The 24,830-nt window shown below is 61.7% G+C and carries 23 protein-coding genes, 1 pseudogene and 1 riboswitch; of the genes and pseudogenes, 16 read left to right on the top strand and 8 right to left on the bottom strand.

From position 1 onward, the window contains the following. Nucleotides 1-5 precede the first annotated feature (5 nt). From RIFP1SYM_RS19115 to RIFP1SYM_RS06005, 10 genes and pseudogenes are all read left to right on the top strand, one after another. A complete protein-coding gene (locus tag RIFP1SYM_RS19115) occupies nucleotides 6-365 on the top strand; it encodes a [protein-PII] uridylyltransferase family protein (protein WP_369126560.1) in 360 nt (119 codons plus the stop codon). A 20-nt stretch (nucleotides 366-385) separates the two neighbouring features. Then, nucleotides 386-1,311: pseudogene (locus RIFP1SYM_RS06040) on the top strand (branched-chain amino acid transaminase). Between the two features lie 27 nt (nucleotides 1,312-1,338). Further along, a complete protein-coding gene (locus RIFP1SYM_RS06035; protein ID WP_005960845.1) occupies nucleotides 1,339-1,527 on the top strand; it encodes a zinc-finger domain-containing protein in 189 nt (62 codons plus the stop codon). Between the two features lie 14 nt (nucleotides 1,528-1,541). Further along, nucleotides 1,542-2,564, top strand: a complete 1,023-nt coding sequence (gene waaF / locus RIFP1SYM_RS06030; RefSeq protein WP_005960844.1) for a lipopolysaccharide heptosyltransferase II — start codon at nucleotides 1,542-1,544, stop codon at nucleotides 2,562-2,564. After that, nucleotides 2,561-3,595, top strand: coding sequence for a lipopolysaccharide heptosyltransferase I (waaC, locus tag RIFP1SYM_RS06025; RefSeq protein WP_039959849.1), 1,035 nt, complete (start codon nucleotides 2,561-2,563; stop codon nucleotides 3,593-3,595). The genes waaF and waaC overlap by 4 nt, the downstream gene beginning before the upstream one ends. A gap of 13 nt (nucleotides 3,596-3,608) precedes the next feature. Beyond that, complete coding sequence (locus RIFP1SYM_RS06020; RefSeq protein WP_039959848.1) at nucleotides 3,609-4,475, top strand: glycosyltransferase family protein; 867 nt, start codon at nucleotides 3,609-3,611, stop codon at nucleotides 4,473-4,475. A gap of 5 nt (nucleotides 4,476-4,480) precedes the next feature. Next, complete coding sequence (locus tag RIFP1SYM_RS18980) at nucleotides 4,481-6,373, top strand: O-antigen ligase family protein (protein ID WP_420855214.1); 1,893 nt, start codon at nucleotides 4,481-4,483, stop codon at nucleotides 6,371-6,373. A gap of 70 nt (nucleotides 6,374-6,443) precedes the next feature. Next, entirely contained in the window at nucleotides 6,444-7,283 is an 840-nt protein-coding gene (locus RIFP1SYM_RS06010; protein WP_240992031.1) for a glycosyltransferase family 2 protein, read from the top strand. Next, nucleotides 7,276-7,707: a glycosyltransferase family 9 protein gene (locus RIFP1SYM_RS16885; protein ID WP_139042076.1), complete on the top strand. Its 432-nt coding sequence runs from the start codon at nucleotides 7,276-7,278 to the stop codon at nucleotides 7,705-7,707. The genes RIFP1SYM_RS06010 and RIFP1SYM_RS16885 overlap by 8 nt, the downstream gene beginning before the upstream one ends. Then, complete coding sequence (locus tag RIFP1SYM_RS06005) at nucleotides 7,652-8,419, top strand: glycosyltransferase family 9 protein (protein ID WP_240992030.1); 768 nt, start codon at nucleotides 7,652-7,654, stop codon at nucleotides 8,417-8,419. The genes RIFP1SYM_RS16885 and RIFP1SYM_RS06005 overlap by 56 nt, the downstream gene beginning before the upstream one ends. Here RIFP1SYM_RS06005 and msbA read toward each other — a convergent pair. Further along, nucleotides 8,416-10,155, bottom strand: coding sequence for a lipid A export permease/ATP-binding protein MsbA (gene msbA, locus RIFP1SYM_RS06000; protein ID WP_039959846.1), 1,740 nt, complete (start codon nucleotides 10,153-10,155; stop codon nucleotides 8,416-8,418). The genes RIFP1SYM_RS06005 and msbA overlap by 4 nt on opposite strands. A 125-nt stretch (nucleotides 10,156-10,280) precedes the next feature. Here msbA and hldE point away from each other — a divergent pair, with 125 nt between their 5' ends. From hldE to waaA, 4 genes are all read left to right on the top strand, one after another. After that, nucleotides 10,281-11,705: a bifunctional D-glycero-beta-D-manno-heptose-7-phosphate kinase/D-glycero-beta-D-manno-heptose 1-phosphate adenylyltransferase HldE gene (hldE, locus tag RIFP1SYM_RS05995; RefSeq protein WP_006475632.1), complete on the top strand. Its 1,425-nt coding sequence runs from the start codon at nucleotides 10,281-10,283 to the stop codon at nucleotides 11,703-11,705. Nucleotides 11,706-11,890: 185 nt separating this feature from the next. Then, on the top strand, nucleotides 11,891-13,069 hold the full coding sequence (locus RIFP1SYM_RS05990) for an FAD-dependent oxidoreductase (RefSeq protein WP_006475631.1): 1,179 nt from the start codon (nucleotides 11,891-11,893) through the stop codon (nucleotides 13,067-13,069). Continuing rightward, entirely contained in the window at nucleotides 13,060-13,842 is a 783-nt protein-coding gene (locus RIFP1SYM_RS05985) for an aldo/keto reductase (RefSeq protein WP_005960834.1), read from the top strand. The genes RIFP1SYM_RS05990 and RIFP1SYM_RS05985 overlap by 10 nt, the downstream gene beginning before the upstream one ends. Continuing rightward, entirely contained in the window at nucleotides 13,842-15,116 is a 1,275-nt protein-coding gene (gene waaA / locus RIFP1SYM_RS05980; protein ID WP_005960833.1) for a lipid IV(A) 3-deoxy-D-manno-octulosonic acid transferase, read from the top strand. The genes RIFP1SYM_RS05985 and waaA overlap by 1 nt, the downstream gene beginning before the upstream one ends. Here the strand turns inward: waaA and RIFP1SYM_RS05975 are convergent. Both RIFP1SYM_RS05975 and RIFP1SYM_RS05970 read right to left on the bottom strand, forming a co-directional pair. Then, entirely contained in the window at nucleotides 15,113-15,691 is a 579-nt protein-coding gene (locus RIFP1SYM_RS05975) for an isochorismatase family protein (RefSeq protein WP_005960832.1), read from the bottom strand. The genes waaA and RIFP1SYM_RS05975 overlap by 4 nt on opposite strands. Nucleotides 15,692-15,757: 66 nt before the next feature. After that, on the bottom strand, nucleotides 15,758-16,426 hold the full coding sequence (locus tag RIFP1SYM_RS05970; RefSeq protein ID WP_006475789.1) for a protein-L-isoaspartate O-methyltransferase family protein: 669 nt from the start codon (nucleotides 16,424-16,426) through the stop codon (nucleotides 15,758-15,760). Nucleotides 16,427-16,762: 336 nt separating this feature from the next. After that, nucleotides 16,763-16,856, top strand: a riboswitch (TPP riboswitch). A gap of 36 nt (nucleotides 16,857-16,892) precedes the next feature. Here RIFP1SYM_RS05970 and thiC point away from each other — a divergent pair. Beyond that, nucleotides 16,893-18,782 (top strand): phosphomethylpyrimidine synthase ThiC, encoded by a 1,890-nt coding sequence (gene thiC / locus RIFP1SYM_RS05965; protein ID WP_039959844.1) that lies wholly within the window; start codon nucleotides 16,893-16,895, stop codon nucleotides 18,780-18,782. Between the two features lie 138 nt (nucleotides 18,783-18,920). After that, nucleotides 18,921-19,697: a Crp/Fnr family transcriptional regulator gene (locus RIFP1SYM_RS05960; RefSeq protein WP_005960829.1), complete on the top strand. Its 777-nt coding sequence runs from the start codon at nucleotides 18,921-18,923 to the stop codon at nucleotides 19,695-19,697. Nucleotides 19,698-20,091: 394 nt separating this feature from the next. Here the strand turns inward: RIFP1SYM_RS05960 and RIFP1SYM_RS05955 are convergent, their stop codons facing one another. The 5 genes from RIFP1SYM_RS05955 to pth form a co-directional block, all read right to left on the bottom strand. Beyond that, nucleotides 20,092-20,685: an ABC transporter ATP-binding protein gene (locus RIFP1SYM_RS05955; RefSeq protein ID WP_476756436.1), complete on the bottom strand. Its 594-nt coding sequence runs from the start codon at nucleotides 20,683-20,685 to the stop codon at nucleotides 20,092-20,094. Nucleotides 20,686-20,758: 73 nt separating this feature from the next. After that, entirely contained in the window at nucleotides 20,759-22,009 is a 1,251-nt protein-coding gene (locus tag RIFP1SYM_RS05950; protein WP_005960825.1) for an ABC transporter permease, read from the bottom strand. Beyond that, complete coding sequence (locus RIFP1SYM_RS05945) at nucleotides 21,964-23,247, bottom strand: ABC transporter permease (protein WP_005960824.1); 1,284 nt, start codon at nucleotides 23,245-23,247, stop codon at nucleotides 21,964-21,966. The genes RIFP1SYM_RS05950 and RIFP1SYM_RS05945 overlap by 46 nt, the downstream gene beginning before the upstream one ends. 15 nt (nucleotides 23,248-23,262) lie before the next feature. Next, nucleotides 23,263-24,018: an outer membrane lipoprotein-sorting protein gene (locus RIFP1SYM_RS05940; RefSeq protein WP_005960823.1), complete on the bottom strand. Its 756-nt coding sequence runs from the start codon at nucleotides 24,016-24,018 to the stop codon at nucleotides 23,263-23,265. A gap of 98 nt (nucleotides 24,019-24,116) precedes the next feature. Next, a complete protein-coding gene (pth, locus tag RIFP1SYM_RS05935; RefSeq protein WP_005960822.1) occupies nucleotides 24,117-24,710 on the bottom strand; it encodes an aminoacyl-tRNA hydrolase in 594 nt (197 codons plus the stop codon). Between the last annotated feature and the right edge of the window lie 120 nt (nucleotides 24,711-24,830).

Below are 24,830 nucleotides of genomic sequence, written 5' to 3'. Positions count from 1 at the left end.
TGGAAATGCGCGAGAAGATGCGCCAGAGCCTGGATAAAAGCAGTGCCGCCCAGTTCGATCTGAAGCAGGGGCGGGGCGGTATCGTCGATATTGAATTTATGGTTCAATACGCGGTCCTTCGGTGGGCGCATCAACACCCCGAACTGCTGGAGTGGACCGACAATGTCCGGTTGCTGGAGACGTTGTCGCGGCTTGGTCTGCTGGCCGGCGACACCGCGGAGTTGATGACTGGCGCCTACAAGGTTTTCCGTGCGGTCTATCACCGCAACGCGCTCCAGGATCAAGCGGCGCTGATCGCCGATGATCAGCTGACAGAAGAGCGCGCCATGGTCAGGGAGGCGTGGGCCGACCTGATGGCAGAGTAGAAGCATTCGAGGCGTAGTTGATGATAGGAACAATGGCGGATCGCGATGGGGTCATCTGGCTTGACGGTGAGATGGTGCCTTGGCGCGAGGCAAAGACCCACGTACTGACCCACACCCTGCACTACGGCATGGGCGTGTTCGAAGGAGTGCGGGCCTACCACGCTGAACAGGGCACCGCCATCTTCCGGCTTGAGGAGCACACCGAACGGCTGTTCAACTCCGCCCATATCCTGGGGATGCAGATGCCCTTCGATCGCGACACCCTTAACGCGGCGCAGCGGGCGGCGGTGCGCGAAAATAACCTGGATTCCGCCTATATCCGTCCGATGTGTTTTTATGGCTCCGAGGGCATGGGGCTGCGCGCCGAAATCTCAAGGTGCATGTGATGGTCGCCGCCTGGGAGTGGGGCGCTTATCTGGGCGATGACGGCATCAACAAGGGCATCCGCATCCGCGTCAGTTCTTTTACCCGTCACCACGTCAACGCCACCATGTGCCGGGCCAAGGCCAATGGCAACTACATGAACTCGATGATGGCGCTGCAGGAGGCGCTGCACGATGGCTACGACGAGGCGCTGCTGCTGGATGCCAACGGTTTTGTCATGGAGGGCTCCGGCGAGAACATCTTCATCGTCCGCGACGGCGTTCTGCACACCCCCGATCTGACCTCCGCACTGGATGGCATCACCCGCAAGACGGTGATCGAGCTGGCCGGCGAGATCGGCGTGCCGGTGGTGGAGCGTCGCATTACCCGCGACGAGATCTACATCGCCGACGAGGCCTTCTTCACCGGCACAGCCGCCGAGGTGACACCGATCCGCGAGGTCGACAACCGCCAGATCGGTTCCGGTAGTCGCGGCCCGATCACCGAGCGGCTGCAGAAGATGTACTTCGACCAGGTCCACGGCCGCCGCGAGACCCGCCCCGAGTGGCTGGCGTACGTCTAACCCGCTGCTTTTCCAGAGGAAGATCCCATGTCTGAATCCAACGCACGCCCTGTCGGGCAGGAAGTGATCAAGGTCAAGCGTAGCGAGTTGCCGCTGAGCTGCCCGCCCCAAGACGCGCCGCTGGCGGCTATGCATCCGCGGGTCTACCTGCCGATCGAGAAGACGGGCAGCGCGGTCTGTCCCTACTGTGGCGCAAGCTACCAGCTGGACGACTGATCAGCGCCATCGGTTTGGGCTCCGCTTCCCCCATTCTGGTGGTCGGCCCCTCCTGGGCCGGTGATATGGTGATGGCTCAGAGCCTGTTCAAGGCGCTGAAACGGCGCGACCCCGAAGCATCTGTCGAGGTTCTCGCCCCCGGTTGGAGCAAGCCACTGCTGGCGCGTATGCCAGAGGTGGATGCGGCGATCGAGATGCCGCTCGGCCATGGCCGCCTCGGTCTGGCTGAGCGTTGGCGGCTCGGCCATTCGCTGCGCAATCGTGGTTACTCTCAGGCGATCCTCCTCCCCAACTCCCTCAAATCGGCGCTGGTCCCCTTCTGGGCTAGGATCCCTCTACGTACCGGTTGGATCGGTGAGCTGCGCTACGGTCTGCTCAACGATGCCCGCCGGCTCGACAAACAGCGCTGGCGTATGACGGTGCAGCGCTTCGTGGCGCTGGCCCAGCCCGCCGGGGAGCATGAGCTGCCGGAGATTGAGCCCCCGGCGCTGCAGGTTGACCCCGCCGAGCGCCAGCGGGCGCTGCAGGCGCTGGGACTGAAGAAAGGCGAACGGCCACTGCTGGCGCTCTGCCCTGGTGCCGAGTTTGGTCCCTCCAAGCGCTGGCCCGAGGCCCACTATGCGGAGCTGGCCAACCACTATCTCTCCCAGGGCTGGCAGGTCTGGCTGTTTGGGGCCGACAAGGATCAGCCTGCTTGCGCCGAGATCGATCGGTTGAGCGACGGGGCCTGTGTCGATCTGGCCGGGCGTACCACCCTGGCGCAGGCGGTGGATCTGCTCTCCCTGGCCGATGCGGTGGTCAGCAACGACTCTGGGTTGATGCACGTCGCAGCCGCGTTGGATCGCCGTCTGGTGGCGGTATATGGCTCCACCGACCCCGGTTTCACGCCGCCGCTGAATTCCCGTTCCAAGGTGGTGCGGTTGGGCCTCGACTGTAGCCCCTGCTTTCAGCGTGAATGCCCGAAAGGCCATCTCGACTGCCTCAACAGGCTGCCGGTAGAGTCGGTGATCGATGCGCTGGAGGCGCTACCCCGATGAGAGTGCTGTTGGTCAAGACCTCCTCCCTGGGAGATCTGATCCACAGCTTGCCGGCGCTCAGCGATGCGCAGCGGGCGATCCCCGGTATCCGCTTCGACTGGCTGGTGGAGGAGGGCTTCGGCGAGATCCCCGCCTGGCACCCGGCGGTGGAGCGGGTGATCCCGGTAGCACTGCGGCGCTGGCGTAAAGCGCCGCTGCAGGCCTGGCGCAGTGGCGAGTGGCGGTGCTTCCGCACGCTCTTGCGTGAGCGCGAGTATGATCTGGTGATCGATGCTCAGGGGTTGCTGAAGAGCGCCCTGCTGGCAGTGCAGGCGCGGGGTGAGGTGGTCGGCCTGGATGTTNATTCGGCGCGGGAGCCTCTCGCCTTCCTCGGCTACGACCGCTGTTTCAGCGTAGCCAAGGGGCAACACGCGGTAGCCCGGCTGCGCCAGCTATTTGCTGCCGCCCTTGGCTATCCTCTGCCAGAGAGCGCGGCCGATTTTGGCATCGCCTCTCGCTTTCAGCAGGCCGATCCTGCAGCACCGCCCTACCTCTTCTTTTTGCATGGCACCACCTGGCAGAGCAAACACTACCCCGAGTCCCAGTGGCGGGAGCTGATCGGGTTGGCCGCCGAGGCGGGTTTTAAGGTGCAGCTCTCTTGGGGCAGCCCGGCGGAGCGGGAGCGTGGCCTGCGCCTGGTCAAGAGTAGCGCCAGCGCCAAGCTGATGCCGCGCCTACAGCTGAGTGAATTGGCGGCGCTGCTCGCCGGAGCGGCCGGGGTGGTCTCGGTCGATACCGGCCTAGCCCATCTGGCTGGGGCATTGGGGGTGCCAAGCGTCGTGCTGTTTGGTCCCACCGCAGCGGGCCTGACCGGGTTGATTGGCGCGCGCCAACAGAATCTCCAGGCGGCGATGAAGTGTGTACCCTGTCTGAGGCGGCGCTGCCCGCTGTCGGATCTGGGCGAGCCGCTCTGCTTTCAAACCCTGTCGCCGCCGCAGGTCTTTGCGCAACTGCAGGCGAACATGGCACAGTCGCTTCCTGATCCAGAGTGAGCGAAGAGTGACCATGCGAGTCAGCGGCTTTACCTTTCTGCGCAACGGCGTGCTGTTGGGCTATCCCTTCATCGAGAGCATCCGTTCAGTGTTGCCGATCTGCGACGAGTTTGTGGTGGCGGTGGGGCAGAGTGACGACGGTACCCGTAAACAGATCGAGGCGATCGGCAGCGACAAGATCCGTATCATCGATACTCAGTGGAACGAGGCGATGCAGGACCGCGGCTATGTCTATGCCCAGCAGAAGATGATCGCCCACTTCAACTGCAGCGGCGACTGGGCCTTCTATCTGGAGGGGGATGAGGTGCTGCATGAGGATGATCTGGATAGCATCCTCGCCAGTATGCAGCGTCACCTGGATGACCCGCAGGTGGAGGCGCTGGTGTTCGACTACCACCATTTCTACGGTAGCCCGGAGTGGCTGGCAGTCAGTCCAGGCTGGTATCGGCGCGCACCGCGGATCATCCGCAACTCGATTCGCAGCTACTCCCCCGATGGGCTGTTTTTTGTGGTGATGGATCGAAACAAGCAGGGCCGCTATCCGCGGGCTGCGTTGGCGAATGCGCCGATCTACCACTACGGCCATGTGCGCAGCAGCGAGCGGATGCGCGAGAAGATCAATCAGGTGAGTCGCTACTGGGGCCATCAGCCGCCTAAGTTTGAAGGCTACGCCATCGACCCTCAGGCGCTGGCGCGGTTTCAGGGAACTCACCCGGCGGTGATGGTCGACTGGCTGGCGCGAGATGCGCAGCAGAGCTTTGTCCCTGATCCTGACTACCTGCCAACCCGCCGCGAACTGAAACACCGTCGGGCGATGCGTCTGGAGCGCTGGTTCGGGCTGGAGTTGAGCAAGAAGCACTACAAGCTGGTCCGGGATTGAGGCAGATGAGCGCACGCCCCCAATGGCAGCAGCAGAGCGATGAGCTGGCCCGCGGGATGGCGGTGGCGGCGGCCTTTGCCATCCCGCTGCCCACCGCCTGGGTGGGTATCACGATGGGGTTGTTCCTGCTGTTCTGGATCGCTAGCGGCGACTTTGCCAACAAGTGGCAGCGGGTTCGGCAGAATCCGGTGGCGCTGATGGCGCTGGGGCTGTTTGCTCTGTTGGGTCTGGGGGTGAGCTATTCGAGTGTGGGTCTTAGTGAGGCGCTTGAAGGTTGGGGGGCCTATCACAAGCTGATCTATATCGCGCTGCTGGTGTCGGTGCTGAATGAGCCGAAATGGCAGCAGCGGGCGTTGATGGCCTTTGTGCTGGCGATGCTGTTGGTGCTGCTGCTCTCCTATGCGCAGCTGCTGGGGTTCTGGCCGGAGGGCAAGCCAGAGCAGGAGTTTGCGCCATTCAAGGGGCGTATCGCGCACAACTTCTTTATGGCCTTCGCTGCCTATCTGGTGTTCGATCTGTTTATGCGTCAGCCAGCCCGGCGTCTGTTGTGGGCTGGCATCCTGCTGCTGATGCTCTACAACATCCTGGTGATGGTGCCGGGGCGCACCGGGCAGCTGGTGTTGTTTGTGATGGTGGTGTTGGCCACCTGGCACCATTGGCGCTGGCGCGGCCTGCTGGTCGGAGCGCTGTTGACACTGGCGCTGGGAGCTGCGGCGATGCAGTTTTCCGACGGTTTCCGGCCGCGGATGCAGGCGCTACTGGATAATGCCAGCAGTTACTTTGAGGGAGGGGCAGCAGAGAGCTCCACCGGTCTGCGTCTCTCCTACTATGAAAACTCCATCGAACTGATCCTGAAGCATCCCCTGATCGGTACCGGTACCGGCAGCTTTATCCACGAGTACCAGCAGCACGCCAACGCCAAGGGAGTGCCGCTGACCGATAATCCCCATAACGAATATCTCAATCTGGGGGTGCAGCTGGGGCTGCTCGGTATGGGCGCACTGTTGCTCTTCTTCCTGTTGCAGTGGCGTTTTGCCGGTTTGATGCGGCCGGAACAGCGGAGACTGGCTCAGGCGCTGGTGTTGGCGATGGCGTTGGGCTGCCTCTTTAACTCCTTCCTGATGGACCACGGTGAGGGCAAGTTCTATGTGATCCTCGCCGGGATCCTGTTTGCCAGGACCAGAGAGGCCACCGCCCAGGCGCTGCGCGAGGGCACGCCCGCCTCCCTCAGCGTGATCGTCATCACCCGTAACGAGGCGGCGCGGATCCGTGCCTGCCTGGAGTCGGTGAGCTGGGCCGACGAGATCCTAGTGCTCGACTCCGGCAGTAGTGACGAGACTCTGGCGATCTGTCGAGAATACACCGACAAGGTGTTTGTGAACCGCGACTGGCAAGGCTTCGGCGTGCAGAAAAACCGGGTGCTCGACAAGGCCAGAGGCGACTGGGTGCTGTCGATTGATGCGGATGAGCAGGTGCCCGAGGCGCTGCAGGCGGAGATCCACCAACTGCTGGTGTTGGCTGATGAGGCCCCGGCAGTCTACAAGATTCCTCGGCTCTCCTCCTACTGTGGCCGGCAGATGCGCCACGGTGGCTGGTGGCCCGACCATGTGGCACGGCTGTTCCGTCGCGGCAAGGCGCGCTTCAGCGATGATCTGGTCCATGAACGACTGCTGTTCGTGCCACCGGCGGGGCGTCTGGAGAACCCGCTCACCCACCAGAGTTTCGACAACCTGGAGCAGGTGCTGGAGAAGGTCAACCGTTACTCCAGCGCCAGCGCCGAGCGGATGCTGCAACAGGGCAAGCGGGGTGGGGTCGGCAAGGCATTGCTGCGTGGTCTCTGGAGCTTCCTGCGCGGTTATATCTTGCGCGCCGGCTTTCTCGATGGCGCGAGGGGTTGATGCTGGCGATCTCCAATGCCGAGGGGGTCTACTACAAATACCTCAAACTCTATTACCTGGGACGGCGTCGGTGAGAGTGAGTCTGATCGTCACCAGCTACCAGTGGCCGGAGGCGCTCGCCTGTGTTGTGCAGAGCCTGTTCCGGCAGAGCCGGCTGCCGGATGAGATCATCGTCGCCGATGATGGCTCAGGGCCTCAGACCCGTGAGCGGATCGCGCAGCTGGCAGTGAGCGCGCCCTGTCCGCTGCATCACGTCTGGCAGCCGGATCAGGGGTTTCGTGCGGCGGCGATCCGTAACCAGGCGGTGGCCCGAGCCAGCGGCGACTATCTGATCTTTCTCGACCACGACTGCATCGCCTTCCCCCATTTTGTCGAGCGCCAGCTGGACCTCGCCGAGCCGGGCTGGTTTGTCGCCGGCAACCGCCTGCTGCTGAATCCCAGCCTCAGTCGGCGGGTGCTCGACGGCGAGCTCTGGCCGCCGGACTGGAGCGCCAGGCAGTGGCTCACCGCCCGTCTTAGCGGCGGGGTCAATCGCCTGTTACCGCTGCTGCGGATCGGTGAGGCGCGCTTCCGCAAACGCCGGGCACGGCGCTGGCAGGGGGCGCGGAGCTGTAATCTGGCGCTCTGGCGGGAGGATTTTCTTGCGGTGAACGGTTTCGATGAATCGTTCCAGGGCTGGGGACATGAGGATGCTGATCTGGCGGCACGACTGATCGCCAGTGGCCGCTATCACAAGGATGGCCGTTTTGCCCTGCCAGTGTTGCATCTCTGGCATGCAGAGAATCCCCGTGCGATGGAGGCGGAGAATCGCCAGCGGCTGGAGGCAACCCTTTTGGGTGAGCGCAGTGCCTATGCCGAGCAGGGGGTGAGTCGTTACCTGAATCCGACGCTGGAGGCGGGTGGTGGCTGAACTGCCTGCGTTCAAGCCGCTGCAGCGGCCTCTCACTAAACCACCTAAGCGAGTGCTGCTGATCGCTACCCGGCAGATCGGCGATGTGCTGCTGGCGACGCCGCTGTTGCGTTCGATGTGCCGTGCCTGGCCGGAGACGGTGATCGATGTCTTGGTCTATAAAAATAAGGGCCAGATGCTGCAGGGCAATCCCGATCTGAATCAGGTGATCGAGATCGAGGAGCACCCCGACTTCGCCCAGTACCGGGTGCTGTGGCGGCGTATCTTTCGCCGCTACGAGCTGGCAGTCTCGACGCTGGCGGGGGATCGACCGAATGTCTATGCGTTCCTGGCGGCGCCCAGGCGGGTCAGCCTAATCCCTGACCTGCTTGCCCAAGAGCCGTTGGAAACGCTGGATCAACCAGGGCTGGACCCTGCTCGATAATGTCCAGACCCACACCGTTGAGCAGAATCTGATGCTGGCGCGGGTGCTGGGCATCGCGCCGCTGCACCAGCTGGTACCGCCCGTCGCTGCGAGTGACCCCTTCGGTGAGCTGGGCGGATTCCTTGGCCGACATGCGTTTGTGCTGCTCCACCCCTTTCCCATGTGGCGCTACAAGCGCTGGACTGAGGCGGGCTGGCAGGCGCTGCTCACGCATCTTGCTGGGCGTGGTCTGAAACTGCTGATCACCGGCGGGCCAGACCCGGAGGAGCGTAGCTTCTGCGAGCGACTGGCGGCAACGCTGCCGGAGTCGGCGCTGGCAATCCCGGCGCGCTTTGGCTTCGGCGAGCTGGCGGCATTGATGCGTCACGCATCATTGTTCGTCGGCCCGGATACCGCCCTGACCCACTTGGCTGCCGCCTGCGGTACGCCAACTCTGGCGCTGTTCGGTCCGAGCAACCCGGTCAAGTGGGGCCCCTGGCCGAGCGGTTATGCCGATACTCAGCCGCCATTCAAGATGTATTCCGAAACAGCGCAGCGGGTGGCCAATGTGAGCCTGCTGCAGCCGCACTATGCGGAGGCCTGCGTGCCCTGCCGGGAGGAGGGGTGCGAGCGCCACAAGGGCAGTGCTAGCCTTTGCCTTGATCAGCTGTCGGCGCAGCGGGTTATCGTCGCAGTGGATGCGCTGCTGGTTGGTGAGTTGATCCTCGACTAACTGGCGAACTGGGTGTCGTAGAGTGTGCGATAGACCCCGTTGCGGGCCATCAGGCTGGTGTGGTCGCCCTGCTCGATGATGCGGCCCTGCTCCATCACCAGGATCCGGTCGGCGCTCTCGATGGTAGAGAGGCGGTGGGCGATGATCAGAGTGGTGCGGTTCTGTGTGAGGGTCTGCAGTGCCTCCTGGATGTAGCGCTCCGATTCGTTGTCGAGTGCCGAGGTGGCCTCGTCGAGGATCAGGATAGGCGCATCCTTGAGCAGCGCGCGGGCGATGGCAAGGCGTTGGCGCTGGCCGCCGGAGAGGCGGGTGCCATCTTCGCCGATCAGGGTCTCGATGCCGTCTGGCATCTGTTCGATGAACTCGATGGCGTGGGCGGCGCGAGCCGCCTCCAGCACCTTGTCGCGGGGGGTGCCGCGCATCAACCCGTAGGCGATGTTGGCCTCTACCGTGTCGTTGAACAGAGTGACATCCTGGCTCACCAGGGCGATGTTGTTGCGCAGCTGTGCCAGTGGCATCTCGCGGCAGTCGATGCCGTCGAGCAGAATCCGGCCCTGATTCAGCTCATAGAAGCGCGGCAGCAGGCTCGCTAGGGTGCTCTTGCCACTGCCGGAGGGGCCGACCAGGGCAACGGTCTCGCCGGTCGCGATCTTCAGGTCGATGTCGCGCAGGGCCGGCTCACTTGCGCCCTGGTAGCTGAAGTGGATCCTCTCGAAGTGGATCTGGCCGCTGAGGCGTTCGATCGGTCGCTGCCCCTGGTCTGCCTCGCTCGGCTCATCGACCAGGTCAAACACACTCTCTGCCGCCGCCAGCCCCTGCTGTAGTTGCTCGTTGATGCGGATCAGCTTTTTCAGCGGTGACAGCAGCATCACAATGGCGGCGATGAAGGAGACAAAGGAGCCGACGCTGAGCTGGTCGTTGAGCGATTGGATCGAGGCAAAATAGAGCATCCCGGCGAGTCCCAGCACCATTACCATCTGGCCGGCGGGTGAGCTGATCGAGGCGGCGGCGACGCGTTTCATGTGGTAGCGCCGCACCCAGTTGCTGATCTCGCGGAAACGGCCCGACTCGTAGGCCTGGCCACCGAACAGTTTGATCACCTGGTTGCCCTGGATCGCCTCCTCCAGTACATGGGTCATCTCTCCCATCGAGCTCTGGATCGAGTGGCTGAGGCGGCGTAGACGCTTGCTGATCAGGCGCACGATGAGCACGATGATCGGCGCCAGCAGGAACACCACCAGGGTCAGTCGCCAGTTGAGCCAGAGCATGTAGCTGACCAGCCCGAGCACCGCCACCGAGTCGCGCACCAGCACGATCAGTACCTCGGTGGAGGCGGCGGCCACCTGCTCGACGTTGAAGGTGACCTTGGAGAGCACTGTGCCGGTGGGGTTGTCATCATAGAAGCGGTTGGGCAGGCACAGTAGCTTGTCGAAGATCTGGTTGCGCAGGTCCATCACCACCCGGGTCGAGACCGCGTTGATGGTCATGGTACTGGCATAGCTGGTGAGGGCGCGCAGCAGGAACACGCCGACCAGGGCGAACGGCATCAGGCGGATCGTCTGCGGATCCTTCTCCACGAAACTGCCGTCGAGCAGTGGCTTGAGCAGTGCCGGCAGCATCGGTTCGGTGAGCGCCAGCAGCACGGTGAAGAAGATCGAGAGCGCAAACAGCCGGCGGTAGGGTTTGACGTAGCCGAGCAGCCGCAGATAGAGGGTCTTGCTGGTGAGTTTGGGCATGCGGGCTCGGTCCTGGCGGGGTGTAAAGAAATCCGTCGGCAATTCTACCGGGGCGGCTCAGTGATCACCAGTTGGTGCGGTGCTCATGCTATGATCGCGCTTTTCCTGTGACCCGGACGAGAGCGATGTCGATCGAAATTCCCAGCTTTGAGCAGGCCCGCATCCTGGTGGTGGGGGATGTGATGCTCGACCGCTACTGGCACGGCGAGGCGGTGCGCATCTCGCCGGAGGCGCCAGTGCCGGTGGTGCGGGTGGGCGAAGAGGAACAGCGCCCCGGTGGCGCCGGCAATGTGGCGCTGAATGTCGCCGCGTTGGGAAGCAACGCCATGCTGGCGGGGATCATCGGTGATGACGAGCCGGGTCGGATGCTGGGGGATATCCTTGATGCCGCCGGGGTCGACTGCCGTTTCGAATATCTGGATGGCCTTCCCACCATTACCAAGCTGCGGGTGGTCAGCCGTCACCAGCAGTTGATTCGCCTCGACTTTGAGGATGACTTCCCGGCCGCCGGCAGCGAGCTGCTGCTGGAGGCCTGCCGCGCAGTGATCGAAGAGGTCGATCTGCTGCTGCTCTCCGATTACGCCAAGGGCACCCTGCAGGATATTCAGGGGCTGATCGAGCTGGCCAGGCAGCACGGCAAGCCGGTGCTGGTGGACCCAAAACAGCAGGATTTCTCACTCTACCGTGGCGCCACCCTGCTGACCCCCAACCTGGCCGAGTTCGAGTCGGTGGTCGGTCCTTGCCGGGATCAGGAGGAGCTCGTCAGCAAGGGCCAGGCGCTGATCCGGCAGCATGATCTGCAGGCGCTACTGATCACCCGTGGTGAGCAGGGGATGAGCCTACTGCAGCGCGACCTGGAACCCCGACACATGCCGACCCATGCCCGCGAGGTGTTCGATGTCACCGGTGCCGGCGATACCGTGATCTCAGTGCTGGCGGCGGGCTTGGGGGCCGGGCTCAGCCTGGAGTTGGCCACCCACATCTCCAACGTGGCCGCCGGGGTGGTGGTCGGGAAACTTGGCACCGCCTCGGTGACGGTGGACGAACTTAAGGCGGCGATGCTCGAGCATCAGGCGACTCACCGCGGCGTGGTCAACGAAGATGGGTTGCTGCGGCTGATCGGCCTAGCCCGCATCCAGGGCGAGAGCATCGTTGTCACTAACGGTTGTTTCGACATCCTCCACCCCGGTCATGTCACCTATCTGGAGGAGGCGAGCCGCCTCGGCGACCGATTGGTGGTGGCGGTCAACGTGGACGAAACGGTGCGCCAGCTGAAGGGCGAGAATCGGCCGGTGAACGGCCTCGAGCACCGCATGCATGTGCTGGCAGCGCTGGCCTGTGTCGATTGGGTGGTGCCGTTCAGTGAAGAGACCCCAGAGCGGTTGATCTGCCGCCTCAAGCCCGATTTTTTGGTAAAAGGCGGCGACAACGATCCGGACAAGATCCCCGGCGCAGCCTGCACCCGTGAGGCGGGGGGCGAGGTGCGGGTGCTGAGCTATGTGGAAGGTGTCTCGACGACACGGATAGTGGAGTCGATCCGGGAGAGCTAGTCTGCATCCAGAAACTCGGGAATAGACGCGGAGCACCCGGAGGCACAGGGGTTGAAAATAACCTAATCGATTGAATTAATAGGTAATTAATTCTTTGCGACCTTTGCGTTTAGCATGCGCGTTTCCGGACGGACACTAGCGCTCTGCGACTGCAAGCCAGTTGTTGCGACGCGGTGAAAATCAAAGTGAAAACAGTCGAAACCGACATCGTCATCTTCGGCGGCGGCATCGCCGGTCTCTGGACCCTGACCCGCCTGCGCCAGGCCGGTTACGCCTGTCTGTTGCTGGAGTCGGGGTACCTCGGCGGGGTGCAGACGATGGCCTCCCAGGGGATCATCCATGGTGGCACAAAGTACGCACTGGCCGGCAAGCTGACTGGCTCCTCCCAGGCGATTCGCGAGATGCCACAGATCTGGCGTGACTGCCTAGCTGGCCGTGGCGAGATCGATCTGAGCCGGGTACGGCTACTCGCCTCGCATCAGCACCTCTGGTCGAATGGCATGCTCTCGCGGATGGCGGGTTTCTTCGCCGGTAAGGTGATGCAGAGCCGGATCAGCGAGGTGCAGGGGGAAGATCGTCCCGCACTGTTTCGTGACCCAGCGTTCCACGGCAGCGTCTACCAGCTCGATGAGCCGGTGCTCGACATCGCTTCCTTAATTATGGAACTGCAACGTCAACACGGCGACTGTTGTCTGCAGCTGGCGGGGCCAGAAGTGGTCGAGTTCTGTTCTGAAAACCATCTAAGGCTGCAGGGCGAGGATGGCCGTCAGCTGGAGATCCGCTCCCGGCGCATCCTGCTCAGTGCCGGTGCCGGTAACCAGACACTGCTGCGCCGGCTCGGCCGCGACACCCCGGCGATGCAGCGTCGCCCGCTGCAGATGGTGATGCTGCGTGGTGCACTGCCGCCGCTCTATGCCCACTGTCTCGGCGCCAGCGCCAATCCGCGCCTAACGATCACCAGCTACCCAGTGGCGGATGGCACGCAGGTCTGGTACCTGGGAGGCGAGATCGCCGAAAATGGCGTTGGCCGCGATGCCGATGCGCAGATAGCCGCGGCGCAACAAGAGCTGCAGGCGCTGCTGCCTTGGGTCGATCTGAGAGGCGTGCAGTGGGCGACGCTGAACGTGGATCGCGCCGAACCCCGCCAGCCTGACGGCAAGCGCCCCGATAATCCTTATCTGGAGGAACGGGATGGTGTGCTGGTCGGTTGGCCCACCAAGCTGGCCTTTGCGCCGCTGCTGGCGCGCCAGGTGGAGGCGCAGTTGCGCAGCGCTGGCATCGAACCAAATCTACCAGAGGTGGTGCCTGACTGGCCCGCCCCACAACGGGCAGCACTGCCCTGGGAACACGCACAATGGAGCTGAGACCGCTTGGCACGACCGGCATCCAGGTCAGCCCGCTGGGGCTGGGCACGGTGAAGTTTGGCCGCAACCAACAGGTGAAGTACCCGAGTCGGTTCGAGATCCCGGATGACCGGGCGGTGCGGGAGCTGCTGACGCTGAGCCGCGATCTGGGCATCAACCTGATCGATACCGCCCCCGCCTACGGCAATAGCGAGCAGCGCCTCGGCGAGCTGCTGCCTGGCAGTCGTCACGACTGGGTGATTGCCACCAAGGTGGGGGAGATCTTCGAGGCGGGCGAGTCGCGCTTCGATTTTTCCGCCGAGCATACCCGCGCCAGCGTGGAGCGCAGTCTGCGGCGCTTGAGAACCGACTATCTGGATCTGGTGCTGATCCACTCCCAGGGTAAGGATCTGCGAATCCTTGAACAGGAGCCAGTGCTGGATACCCTGCGTCAACTCAAACAAGAGGGCAAGCTGCGGGCCATCGGTATGTCGAGCAAGACCATTGAGGGTGGGCTGCAGGTGGTGCAGAAGTGCGATCTGGTGATGGTGACCTGTAATCTTGATTACAACGAAGAGCTGCCGGTGCTGCAGGCGGCGGCGGATGCGGGCAAGGGGGTGTTGGTGAAAAAGGGACTGATGAGTGGCCATCTGCAGGGGGCCGAGGGCGTTCTCCGCTCGATGGCGTTCATCTTCGACCAGCCCGGCGTCAGCAGCATGATCATCGGCACCATCAATCCGGCACATCTGCGTTCAAACGTGACGGCGATTGAGGCCGTCCTGGCTGGTCGCTGATGCGCGGCCTCTACACCTTGCTGGTCTATCTGCTGCTGCCGCTGGTGGTGCTGCGGCTCTTCTGGCGCAGCCTGCGCGCGCCGGCCTACCGGCAGCGCTGGCTGGAGCGGTTTGGTTCACTGCCGCTGGCCCTGCAGCAGGATTCGATCTGGCTGCATGCGGTCTCGGTGGGCGAGGTGCAGGCCGCCCAGCCGCTGATCCGTGAGCTGCTGCTGCGCTATCCGCAGATGCCGCTGGTGGTCACTACCACCACCCCCACCGGTGCCAGGCGGGTTGATGAGCTGTTTGGCGGTGAGGTGCACCACCTCTATGCCCCACTGGATGTGCCGCTGGTGGTGCGGCGTTTTTTCCGTGCCCTGCGACCGCGTATCCTGATCCTGATGGAGACCGAGATTTGGCCCAATCTGCTGCATGAGTGTCAGCGGCGGGGAGTGCCTTCACTGCTGGCGAATGCGCGTCTCTCGGCTCGTTCGGCGCGCCGCTATCAGCGGCTGGCTGGTCTGACTCGGCAGACCCTGCAGCGGATCGATCTGATTGCCGCCCAGGGTGAGCGGGACGCAGAACGCTTCATCGGCCTGGGTGCTATCTCCGAGCGGTTGCTGGTGAGCGGCAGTGTCAAGTTTGATCTGCGCCTGCCGGCGAGCCTGCGTGAGCAGGTCGATGTGCTGCGCCGCGAGTGGGGGCAGGAGCGACCGGTATGGATCGCTGCCAGCACCCACGAGGGTGAGGAGGGACCGATCCTTGAGGCCCACGCGCAGGTTCGTGAGCGTCTGCCGAATGCGCTGCTGGTGCTGGTGCCGCGTCATCCGGAACGTTTCGAGCGGGTCGCCGAGCTGGTGAGTGTCAGTCGGATGGCGATGGTGCGCCGCTCGCAGCAGCGTCCCTGCAGCGGGAGCACTGCGGTGTTTCTCGGCGACAGCATGGGGGAGCTGCCGTTGTTTCTCGGTGCTGCCGATCTGGCCTTCATCGGGGGCAGTCTGGTGCCGGTGGGTGGGCATAACATCCTCGAGGCGGCGGCCCAGGGGGTGCCGGTGGTGTTTGGCCCGCATGTGTTCAACTTTGCCGAGATCAGTGAGCTGTTTCTGGTCCAGGGTGCGGCCCGCCAAGTGCAGGATGTCGCCGGGCTGGTCGCCCTGTTGCTGAGCTGGCTGGGAGATGCCAGTCAGCGTAGCGTGGTGGGTGAGCGGGGCCGGGAGCTGGTGGAGGCCAACCGTGGTGCGCTGCAGCGGCTGCTGCAGCAGGTCGATCAGCTGTTAGCCGGCGGGCGGCGCTAACGAAAAAGTTGTGTGACCTCTTTGAAGTGGGCGTGGCCGGCGTCACTTAGCCACTCATAGGCGACCGATTCCGCATTGCTGATGATGACCTCGCCGCCACGCAAGCGTTCGATGGCGTTGCGGCGGTTATTGGATGAGCGGGAGGCGATAGCGTCTTCCACCACAAATACCTGATACCCCCACTGCTGCAGGCCGGATGCCGTCTGCAGCACACAGATGTGGGATTCCAGGCCAACGATGATGATCTGCTTACGCTCTTCGGCGCGCTCAAGCTCTTCCTCGAAGCCGGGGGCGGTGCAGCAGGAGAAGGCGAGCCTGTCTTTGGCATCCACCTCGGGGGCAAGGTGCTGGGTGATCTCAGGCAGGGTGCGTCCAAGGCCCTTGGCGTAGTGCTCCGAGAGCACCACTGGGATCTCCAGTATCCGGGCCGCCTGGCTCAGGCGGTTGATGTTGATTAGCATCTGCTCGCGATGCGGCGTGTACATCGCCTTCGCCAGCTTCTCCTGCACATTGATGATCAGCAACTGGGAGCTTTTTGCATGGGCAAGCGGTAGTCTTACTTTGTGCAGATTCATCGCGCATCTCGTTTTGTCGAAAGGGTCAGGCGCAATGCGCAGAGAATCGGCTCCCGGCGCTTGGCTTCAGAACTCAAATGACTTCGCTGGCGCGGCTCCCTGCAACGCCTTCAGTTCAGTCTCGAGGATAGCCTCTTCACGGAACGCGCGCTCCGATTCTCGGGTAATTAGCAGCAGCTCCATTACCGGTGCCTCACCGACCGCGATAAACAAACGTCCGCCGGGCTTCAGCTGGGAGCGGAAGATCTCTGCCTGCTCACTGGTGGGGACCGAGCCGGAGACCAGGATGGCGTCAAACGGACCTTTGATCGACGGGGTCTGCAGCGCATTGCCGGTGCTCAGCGAGACGTTGTGGATGCCCATCTCGTCGAGGCGGGCGGCTGCCTGCTCGGTGAAGTCGGGATGGATGTCGATGCTGACCACCTGCCGCGCGAGCTTCGCCAGACAGGCGGTGAGAAAACCGCTGCCGGTGCCGACCTCATAGACCAGATCAGAGGGCTGGATATCGAGCGACTGCAGCGCCTTGCCTTCGATGCGCGGGAAGAGCATCGTCTCGCCGTGGCCGAGCGGGATCTCGCAATCGGCAAATGCCAGGCCGCGGTAGGCCGCCGGCGCAAAAGCCTCGCGGGGTAGCGTCTGCAGGGTCTCCAGTGCCGCCGGGGAGAGGACCTCCCAGGGCCGGATCTGCTGCTCGATCATATTGAAGCGGGCCCGTTCGATACTGCTCTCGATCATTGGTAAAACCTTGTGCCTAATATTGAATTGACTTTGCCAAACAAGCCTACGGATTTTGCCTCTTTCAGGCAAGGCGGAGGGGTGCGGTGGTAGAGAGGAGGCTAGACTCCGAGGTGCTGGAGCTGGGGGCTGTGGATCTGAATAACTGTTGGACGTTTTCCCTGCATGATGATCGTGGCGGTTGATAACCCCGTGATGTTTATTGGCTTTAAGTTGGGACGGAATTGCATTGCATGGCGCCATCTATATACTGTTCCGGGATTGCAGCGGAGGGGTGATAAGCCCCAATCAACGTGGCGCCATGGTCGGCGCAGTAAACAACCCCCACACAGTGAGACAACCAGCTAGGGGCGCCTGATTTTCAGGCTGAGAGAGACCCTTACCACCTGATCCGGTTAATGCCGGCGTAGGGAAGCTGAACGCACCGACAGCGCTCGCTTCCCTCTGTATCTTGAGAGCAGCCACCATGAGCGCCATCCCAGAAGATTTCATCAAAAAGACCGCCAACCTCTCCGAAGAGGTGACCCGTCCCTTCTTCAAGTCGAAGAAGATCTATGTCGAGGGTTCGCGCCCCGATATCCGCGTGCCGATGCGCGAGATCGAGCAGGATCCCACCGCCGCCAGTTTCGGTGCGGAAGAGAACCCGCCGATCACCGTCTACGACACCTCTGGTCCTTTTACCGACCCGGAGCAGAAGATCGACCTGATGAAGGGCATGCCCGACCTGCGCTCTGGCTGGATCGATGAGCGGAATGACACCGAACAGCTGAAGGGCCCCAGCTCTGAATACGGTCGTGCCCGCCAGGGCGACCCGGAACTGGCCGGTCTGCGCTTCGAGCACATTCGCGCCCCGCGTCGTGCCAAGCCGGGCCAGAACGTCACCCAGATGCACTACGCCCGCCAGGGCATCATCACTCCGGAGATGGAGTTCGTGTCGATCCGCGAGAACTGCCGTCTGCAGGAGATGAAGGCCGATCCACGCTACGCCAAACTGCTACGCCAGCATGCCGGTGAGCCGATGGGCGCGCAGATCCCTGATGAGATTACCCCGGAGTTTGTGCGCTCTGAGATCGCCGCCGGGCGTGCCATCATTCCCGCCAACATCAACCACCCGGAGATGGAGCCGATGATCATTGGTCGCAACTTCCGGGTGAAGATCAATACCAACATCGGTAACAGCGCCGTCAGCTCGTCCATCGACGAGGAGGTGGAGAAGATGGCCTGGTCCGCCCGTTGGGGCGGCGATACCCTGATGGACCTTTCCACCGGCAAAAACATCCACGAGACCCGTGAGTGGATCCTGCGCAATAGCCCCATGCCGATCGGCACCGTGCCCATCTATCAGGCACTGGAGAAGGTCAACGGCAAGTCCGAGGATCTCACCTGGGAGATCATGCGCGATACCCTGATCGAGCAGGCAGAGCAGGGCGTCGACTACTTCACCATTCATGCTGGCGTGCTGTTGCGTCACGTGCCGCTGACGGCTGATCGCGTCACCGGTATCGTCTCCCGTGGCGGCTCGATCCTCGCCAAGTGGTGTCTGGCCCATCATGAGGAGAATTTTCTCTACACCCACTTCGAAGATATCTGCGAGATCATGAAGGCCTACGACGTCGCCTTCTCTCTGGGTGACGGCCTGCGACCCGGCTGCCTGGCTGATGCTAACGACGCCGCCCAGTTCGGTGAGCTGGAGGCCCTGGGGGAGCTCACAAAGATCGCCTGGAAACATGACGTGCAGGTGATGATCGAAGGCCCTGGCCATGTGCCGATGCAGATGATCAAAAAAAACATGGACAAGGAGTTGGCCGACTGTTTCGAGGCGCCGTTTTATACCCTCGGCCCACTGGTCACCGATATCTCCCCCGGCTACGATCACTTCAGCTCAGGCATCGGTGCGGCACAGATCGGTTGGTATGGCACCGCTATGCTCTGCTACGTCACGCCCAAGGAACATCTGGGCCTGCCGAATAAAGAAGACGTGCGGGAAGGCATCATTACCTACAAGGTTGCGGCCCACGCCGCCGACCTGGCTAAGGGTTTTCCCGGCGTCCAGCTACAGGACAACGCTATGTCCAAGGCGCGCTTCGAGTTCCGCTGGGAGGATCAGTTCGCCCTCGGCCTCGATCCGGAAAAGGCTCGCGACTTCCATGACGAGACCATGCCCCACGACTCCCACAAGGTGGCGCATTTCTGCTCCATGTGCGGCCCCCATTTCTGCTCTATGAAGATCACCCAGGAGGTGCGCGAATTCGCCGCCAAACAGGGGATTTCAGAGATCGACGCGTTGAAGAAGGGTATGAATGAGAAGTCGGTGGAGTTTAAGCAGCAGGGCAGCGAGATATATAAAGAGATCTGACCCACGCCTCCTCACCAAGGCACCAAGGAAGACACCAAGGGGTCGGAGTCAAACCGTACTACGGCGTTACGGCTAGGTGGCGCGTGTTATCCGGTTTGACTCCGACCCCTTTTATTTTAAATTGCATCCTCAGAAAAAATGAAAAAAAACATAACGACCAGTGAAGGAGGCGGGGATGGTCAGGCAGCATCGCCGCAAGGACAAGCCGCTCAGCATCAATCTGAATTGGATTGTTCTAAGTGTGAAGCAAGGTATCGCTGCCTGGGGGAGGGACTCAGTGAAGAGCAGCTGCTGGGGCTACGTAAGATTACTCGTACCCTGGGTCCTTTCCAGCCCGGAGAGGCCATCTTCAGGGTAGAGGGCAAATTCAAGTCCTTGTTTGTCATTCAGTCGGGTGCTGCCAAGATCGAAACCGCTTCTTTCGAGGGTGCGAAATTGGTGGATGGTTTCTTTTTTCGGGGCGACCTGGTGGGCCTGGAGTCGATCGGTGCCCAGCAATATGGCCACGATGCCATCGCATTGGAGCGGACTCTGGTTTGTGAACTCCCTTTTAATCAGCTTGAGTCGCTTTGTTCGTTCGTGCCGAGGCTACAACGGAAGCTATTGATCATTCTGGGGCAGAAGATTCGCTACACGAACGAGACCATCGTGCATGGGCGCTATGTGAGTGGTGAAAAGCGTCTGCTATTTTTTCTGCAGATGCTTTGCGAAAAGAAGATTATTAAGAAAAATGACAATACAGGCAGCGTGGATCTGCCCATGTCAAAAGGAGATATCGCCAGTTATCTGGGTTTGCGGCCTGAATCCCTTAGCCGGGTGCTGACCAAGCTCCAGAGTGACGGCATTATTCGAAACCATACAAAGAAGATAGAGTTTCTAGATATCAAGGCAATCCTGCAGCAAGTATGCAGGTAACACGGAGAAGTTGTCCCGTCTAAAATTTGCAAATTTGGGGTCAGAGTAAAAATCACATCATCCCACTATGAGTTTTTACACTGACCCCCAATATCCTAAGAAGAAGCTCGATTTTCTTCCCAAACACCTGAAGGAGTCGAAGCGGATCGCCTTCGCCGAGCAGCGCCTCTGAGCGGAGCGGTTGCGCCGCCAGTGGATTTGACGGTGAGGCTATCAGGAACGGCGGCGTCCAATTGGGCGCTGCCGTTTTTTTGTTGCCCGGTTGTTTTTTTTGCGGAAGAAGCCGCGCAGGCGCTCCCGCAGCGGCAAGTTTTGCATCGGGCAGGCGCTGGTGATACTGACAGGCTGGCTCGACTGTGGTTGGTCGGCATTCACCACCCGCCCATCGGCCAGCTTAATCAGGCGTCCGGCGGCCTGTATTACGTCCGGATCGTGGGAGGAGATCAGGAAGGTCNTACCCAAGCTTCTGATTCAGCCCCTGCATTAACTGGATCAGATCCCGCCCGGTGCTGGAGTCGAGATTCGCGGTGGGCTCATCCGCCAGTACGATGCGAGGTTCGCTGGCCAGCGCCCGGGCAACTGCAACCCGCTGTTGTTGGCCGCCGGAGAGCTGGTCCGGGCGGCGATAGCCAAGATGCTCTATACCGACCTCGTTCAGCCAGTGGTTGGCGATCGCCTCGCTCTGCTTGCGGCTCTTGCCCTGCAGCTGACAGACATAGGCGACATTCTCCCGCGCGCTGAGCACCCGCACCAGATTGTAAGACTGGAACACAAAGCCGATGTTTCGCAGCCGGAACTGGCTGCGCTGCTGTTCGGGTTGGGCAAGGATGTTCTTTCCGTCGATGAGAATCTGCCCCCGGTCTGCAGACTCCAGTGCGCCGATCAGGTTGAGCAGGGTGCTCTTGCCCGAACCGGAGCGTCCCGCCAGCACCGTAAACTCGCCGGGCTTGATGTGTAGGTTGATACCGTTGAGGGCGGGATAGGGCATGGTGCCGACCCAGTAGCACTTGTAGATATCTTTGGCCTCGATGATGTTGTTGCTTTTGTTTTCTTGCATGGGCTTACTGGATTCTTAGAGATTGGCTGAGCTGGATGCGAGTGGCCTGCCAGGCGGGATAGATACCGGCCACCAGCGAAGCAATCAGGGTGGTGCCGAGGATACGCCGGGTGCTCTCGGCGCTCAGGTTCGGCACGATGACCGGGTCCATATAGAAAAACTGGAAGGCATTGGCATAGGCGGAGAGGTCGACTCCCTGATCGGCCAGTGCAAACACCACCGCGCCACCGACCAGATAACCGAGCAGACTACCGAACAGGATCAGCATTACCGCCTCCAACAGCAGCATGGCAAAGATCTGCCGGCGACGGGTGCCCACTGCAAGCATGATCGCCAGCTCCTTCTGCCGTTCATGCAAGGCGATCAGCATGGTGTTGAGGATCTCCACCAGCACCAGCAGTGCCACGACCAGGATGATTACCAGCCCGTAGGCATCACTAAAGTCGAGCCACTGGCGGACCATTGGATCGAGAGCCTTCCAGGTGAGGATTTCGTAGTCCTGCTCCGAGAGAAGCTGGCGTAGGATGCGCCGGATGCGGTCGGTATCCTGGTGTTGCTGGGCGCGGATAACGATGTCGGTGACCACTCCCGGCATGCCGAGCCAGAGTTGCGTCGAATCGAGCGGGATCAGTGCCAGGGTGCGGTCGATTTGCGGTGCGCCCGACTCGATGACGCCACGCAGGAAGAAGATCTCTGAGACCATCTTGCCGCTGGCAGTCTGTGACATCAGCACCACCCGATCGCCCAGTTTTGCGCCGATATTCTGTGCCACGGTTGCGCCAAGCAGTAGATCGTGGGCCATACCTGGATTGAGCCAGCGCCCCTGCACCACAGATTCGTGCATGTGGGTGACCCAGGTCTCCTGTTCGGGGTCGATGGCCATGATCTGCACGCCGGCACTGTTGCCGCCGCGTGAGATTAGCCCGGAGCTGCGGATGCGCTGGGTCCAGCTCTGGATCTCGATGATGCTCGACATCAGGCTAGTCACCTCCTCGGGCAGCTCGATGTGATCAGCCAGGTTCTGCGATGCCTCGAAACCCTGTGCATGCACCTGCACATGGCCGGTGAAACTAAGGATGAAGTTGGTGCGCATCTGCTCGAGCCAGCCATCGTTGAGCGCGCCGAGCAGGGTCAGGGTGGCGATACCGAAGATCATCACGGAGAGGGTGATGAGGGTGCGCCGCGGATTGCGCCAGAGATTACGCAGACTCAGCTGCAGATAGAGGCGGGCGGGGAGCCTGGTTGCGTCAGACATGGCGCAGCGCCTCGGCGGGTTGCAGCCGGCTGACTCGCCGCGCGGGGTAGATGCCCGCCAGCAGGGAGGTGAGCAGGATTCGCCAGGGTGGTGATGCCGAGATGTTGCAGGTTGAGATTCGGGTAGATCAGCGGGTCGACATAGAAGCGGGTGGTGGAGCCCAGCAGCAGCGACAGATCGATGCCGGTGTGTTGGGTGAGCAGCACAATTGCAATACCGAGCAGAATGCCGCAGAAGATGCCAAGCAGGCCGATCGCCAGCGCCTCGCTGAGGATCATCAGGGTGAGTTGACGGGGCTGGGTGCCGATCGCCATGAATATACCAAATTCGCGGGTGCGTTCAAGCATCGACAGCAACAGGGTATTGAGTTCACCGGCCAGCACAATGAACAACACAACGCCGAGGAACAGGTAGAGGAAGCCGTTGTGCAGGGTGATCCACTCCTGCATCACCGGAAACATGTCGCTCCAGGCCATCACCTCCAGGTCCTGATCGGCTAGTGTCAGCAGAAGATCCGCCTTCAGCGAATTGAGGCGCTCTTCCGGAACCCTGACCACCAGGTCTGTAACGCCACCGGGGAAGTCGAGCATCTCCTGCAGTGCGCTTAGGCTGGTGAGCGCCATGCCACGGTCGAGCCCCATCTCACCGCTGGTGATGATGCCAATCAGACGGAACTCCTCCGCCACCAGCGCACCAAAGCGGTCATAGCCGAGCAGCACCAGGGAGTCGCCAAGCCCGATCTTGAGATTGCGCGCGGTGGTGGCGCCGAGGATGCAGACAAACGTATCGCCGGGCTGTAGGAAACGCCCCTCGCCGATGCGCTCTTTCAGCTTGGTGACGCGGGGTTCGTGCACTGGGTCCATGCCGATCAGCATCACCCCTTCGGTGGTGGTGTCGGAGGCGGCTAGGGCGAAGCTCTCTAGACGTGGGCTCCATGTGTTCGCACCGAGTCGGTTGAGGGTTTGAGTTACCTGATCGGGATGGCGCAGATGGAGTGAGAGCTTGGGGTTTTCAAAGAATCCTTGGCGGTGGATCTGCAGGCTGCCGATGATCGACTCCTGAAAGTTCTGCAACATGTTGTGGTGCAGGCCATCGTTAAAGCCCCAGAGGAAGATCAACGAGGCGAGGCCGGTTGCGATCGCTCCCACCGTGAGCAGGGTGCGGCGCAGATTGTCGCTCAGGCTGCGCAGTGCGACAGCAAGAATCAGTCGGTTGGCCGAGCTTGCAGTGTTCCCCATGAGCAGGAGTATCGACTATTTTTTCTTTGCCTGTGGGGCAAACAACGCCTCATCCAGGGGTTGGTTGAAGGATGCTGATTTGATGGTGATGACGGTGCGCCTGCCAGGCTGGCCTTGTGGCTGCATGATCATGCGGGTGGGGATGTTGCGGCCACCAAGTTTCTGCACCGCTTCAAACTTTAGCTGCCGACCGCCTGTGGGGTCATTGCAGCCGTAGGTGATGGAGAGCGGGATGCCGTCGCCGCGGATCTGCTGCTGCAGCTTGCTCCAGCTGACCTTGGCGTTGGGTTTGGGCAGGGAGGTGATGGTGATGAGCGCAGTTTTGCCTTCACCCTGGCGTGCGGTGATGTGGTGGGTGTAGTCATCGATCAACGAGTTGGCTTCGAGCAGATCCTGGTTGTTGAAGTCAGAACCCATCCAGGCATCGTGCATCATCGCCGGGGAGATGGCGATCTGACGGCGTAACTTAGGGAGAAACATCGAGAGCTGGTCGCCGATCTTTAAAAATACCGTGCCCTTGGTCTTGCGTGGCGAGAGTATCTCCATGCGGAAACGGTTGTTGGGATAGTCGTCGTGGCTGACAAACTCCATGGTGCGCTGCCAATCGGGGCGGATGATCTCGAGCTTATATTGGGCGATAGTGCCGCTGGAGCGCATCAGTGTCTCGCTCTTCTGCAGCAGCGCGATCGCCTCCGGGTCGCTCTGTTCTGCAGCTAGCGGCCAGCAGAGAAGGAGTAGAAGTGCAGTTAGCAGGATGCGGCTGTAGGTCATCGCCAGGTCTCCAGATCAGAACGGTTGTGTGGCCGCTTGGCCGCGCAATATAAGAATAGTCTGCTTGGCTATTATAAGCCGACTTTATGATCCTGCCGCTAGCGGCTGCTGTGGAGGCGGTTCATCGCCTGTGGCAACTCGCCCTGAATCAGGAGCTCGAGGCAGTCAGCGGCCTTGTCGATGGCATCCTCGATCTCGCTACGCTGCTGTTTGGAGGGGCGCCCCAGCACATAGTTAGTGACCGGTCCCTTCTGCTGGGGGCGGTCGATGCCGATGCGTAGGCGCAGGAAGTCACGGCTGCCGATGGCGCTCATGATGTCGCGTAGACCGTTATGCCCGGCGTGGCCGCCGCCGCGCTTGAGGCGGGCCTGGCCGGTGGGTAGATCGAGTTCGTCATGGGCGACCAGGATCTCTTCAGGAGCGATCTTGAAATAGCTGGCAAGGCTCGACACCGACTGACCGCTGCGATTCATGAAGGTAGATGGCATCAACAGCCGGCAGTCACGTCCGCTGACGCTGATGCGGCAGAGCTGGCCATGGTGGCGCGATTCAGCGCGAAAGCTGCCGTTGTAGCGCCTGGCGAGTTGTTCGACGAACCAGAAGCCGGCGTTGTGACGGGTCTCAGCGTAGTCGCCACCCGGGTTTCCGAGTCCGGCGATGAGTTTGATGGGGTGGGCGTTGATGGGTGGCATAAACGGTTGGAGCGGGGCAGGCAGAGCCTGCCCCGCAGGGCGGCAGGTTTACTCTGCAGCGCCCTCTTCAGTCTCATCCTCGTCAGCTGCGGCGTGGCCGCTATGGATGTTGACCACGAT

The sequence above is a fragment of the endosymbiont of Riftia pachyptila (vent Ph05) genome, assembly GCF_000224455.1.
In the GTDB taxonomy this organism is placed as follows: domain Bacteria; phylum Pseudomonadota; class Gammaproteobacteria; order Chromatiales; family Chromatiaceae; genus Endoriftia; species Endoriftia persephonae.
This window is presented reverse-complemented; position numbering and strand designations above follow the sequence as displayed.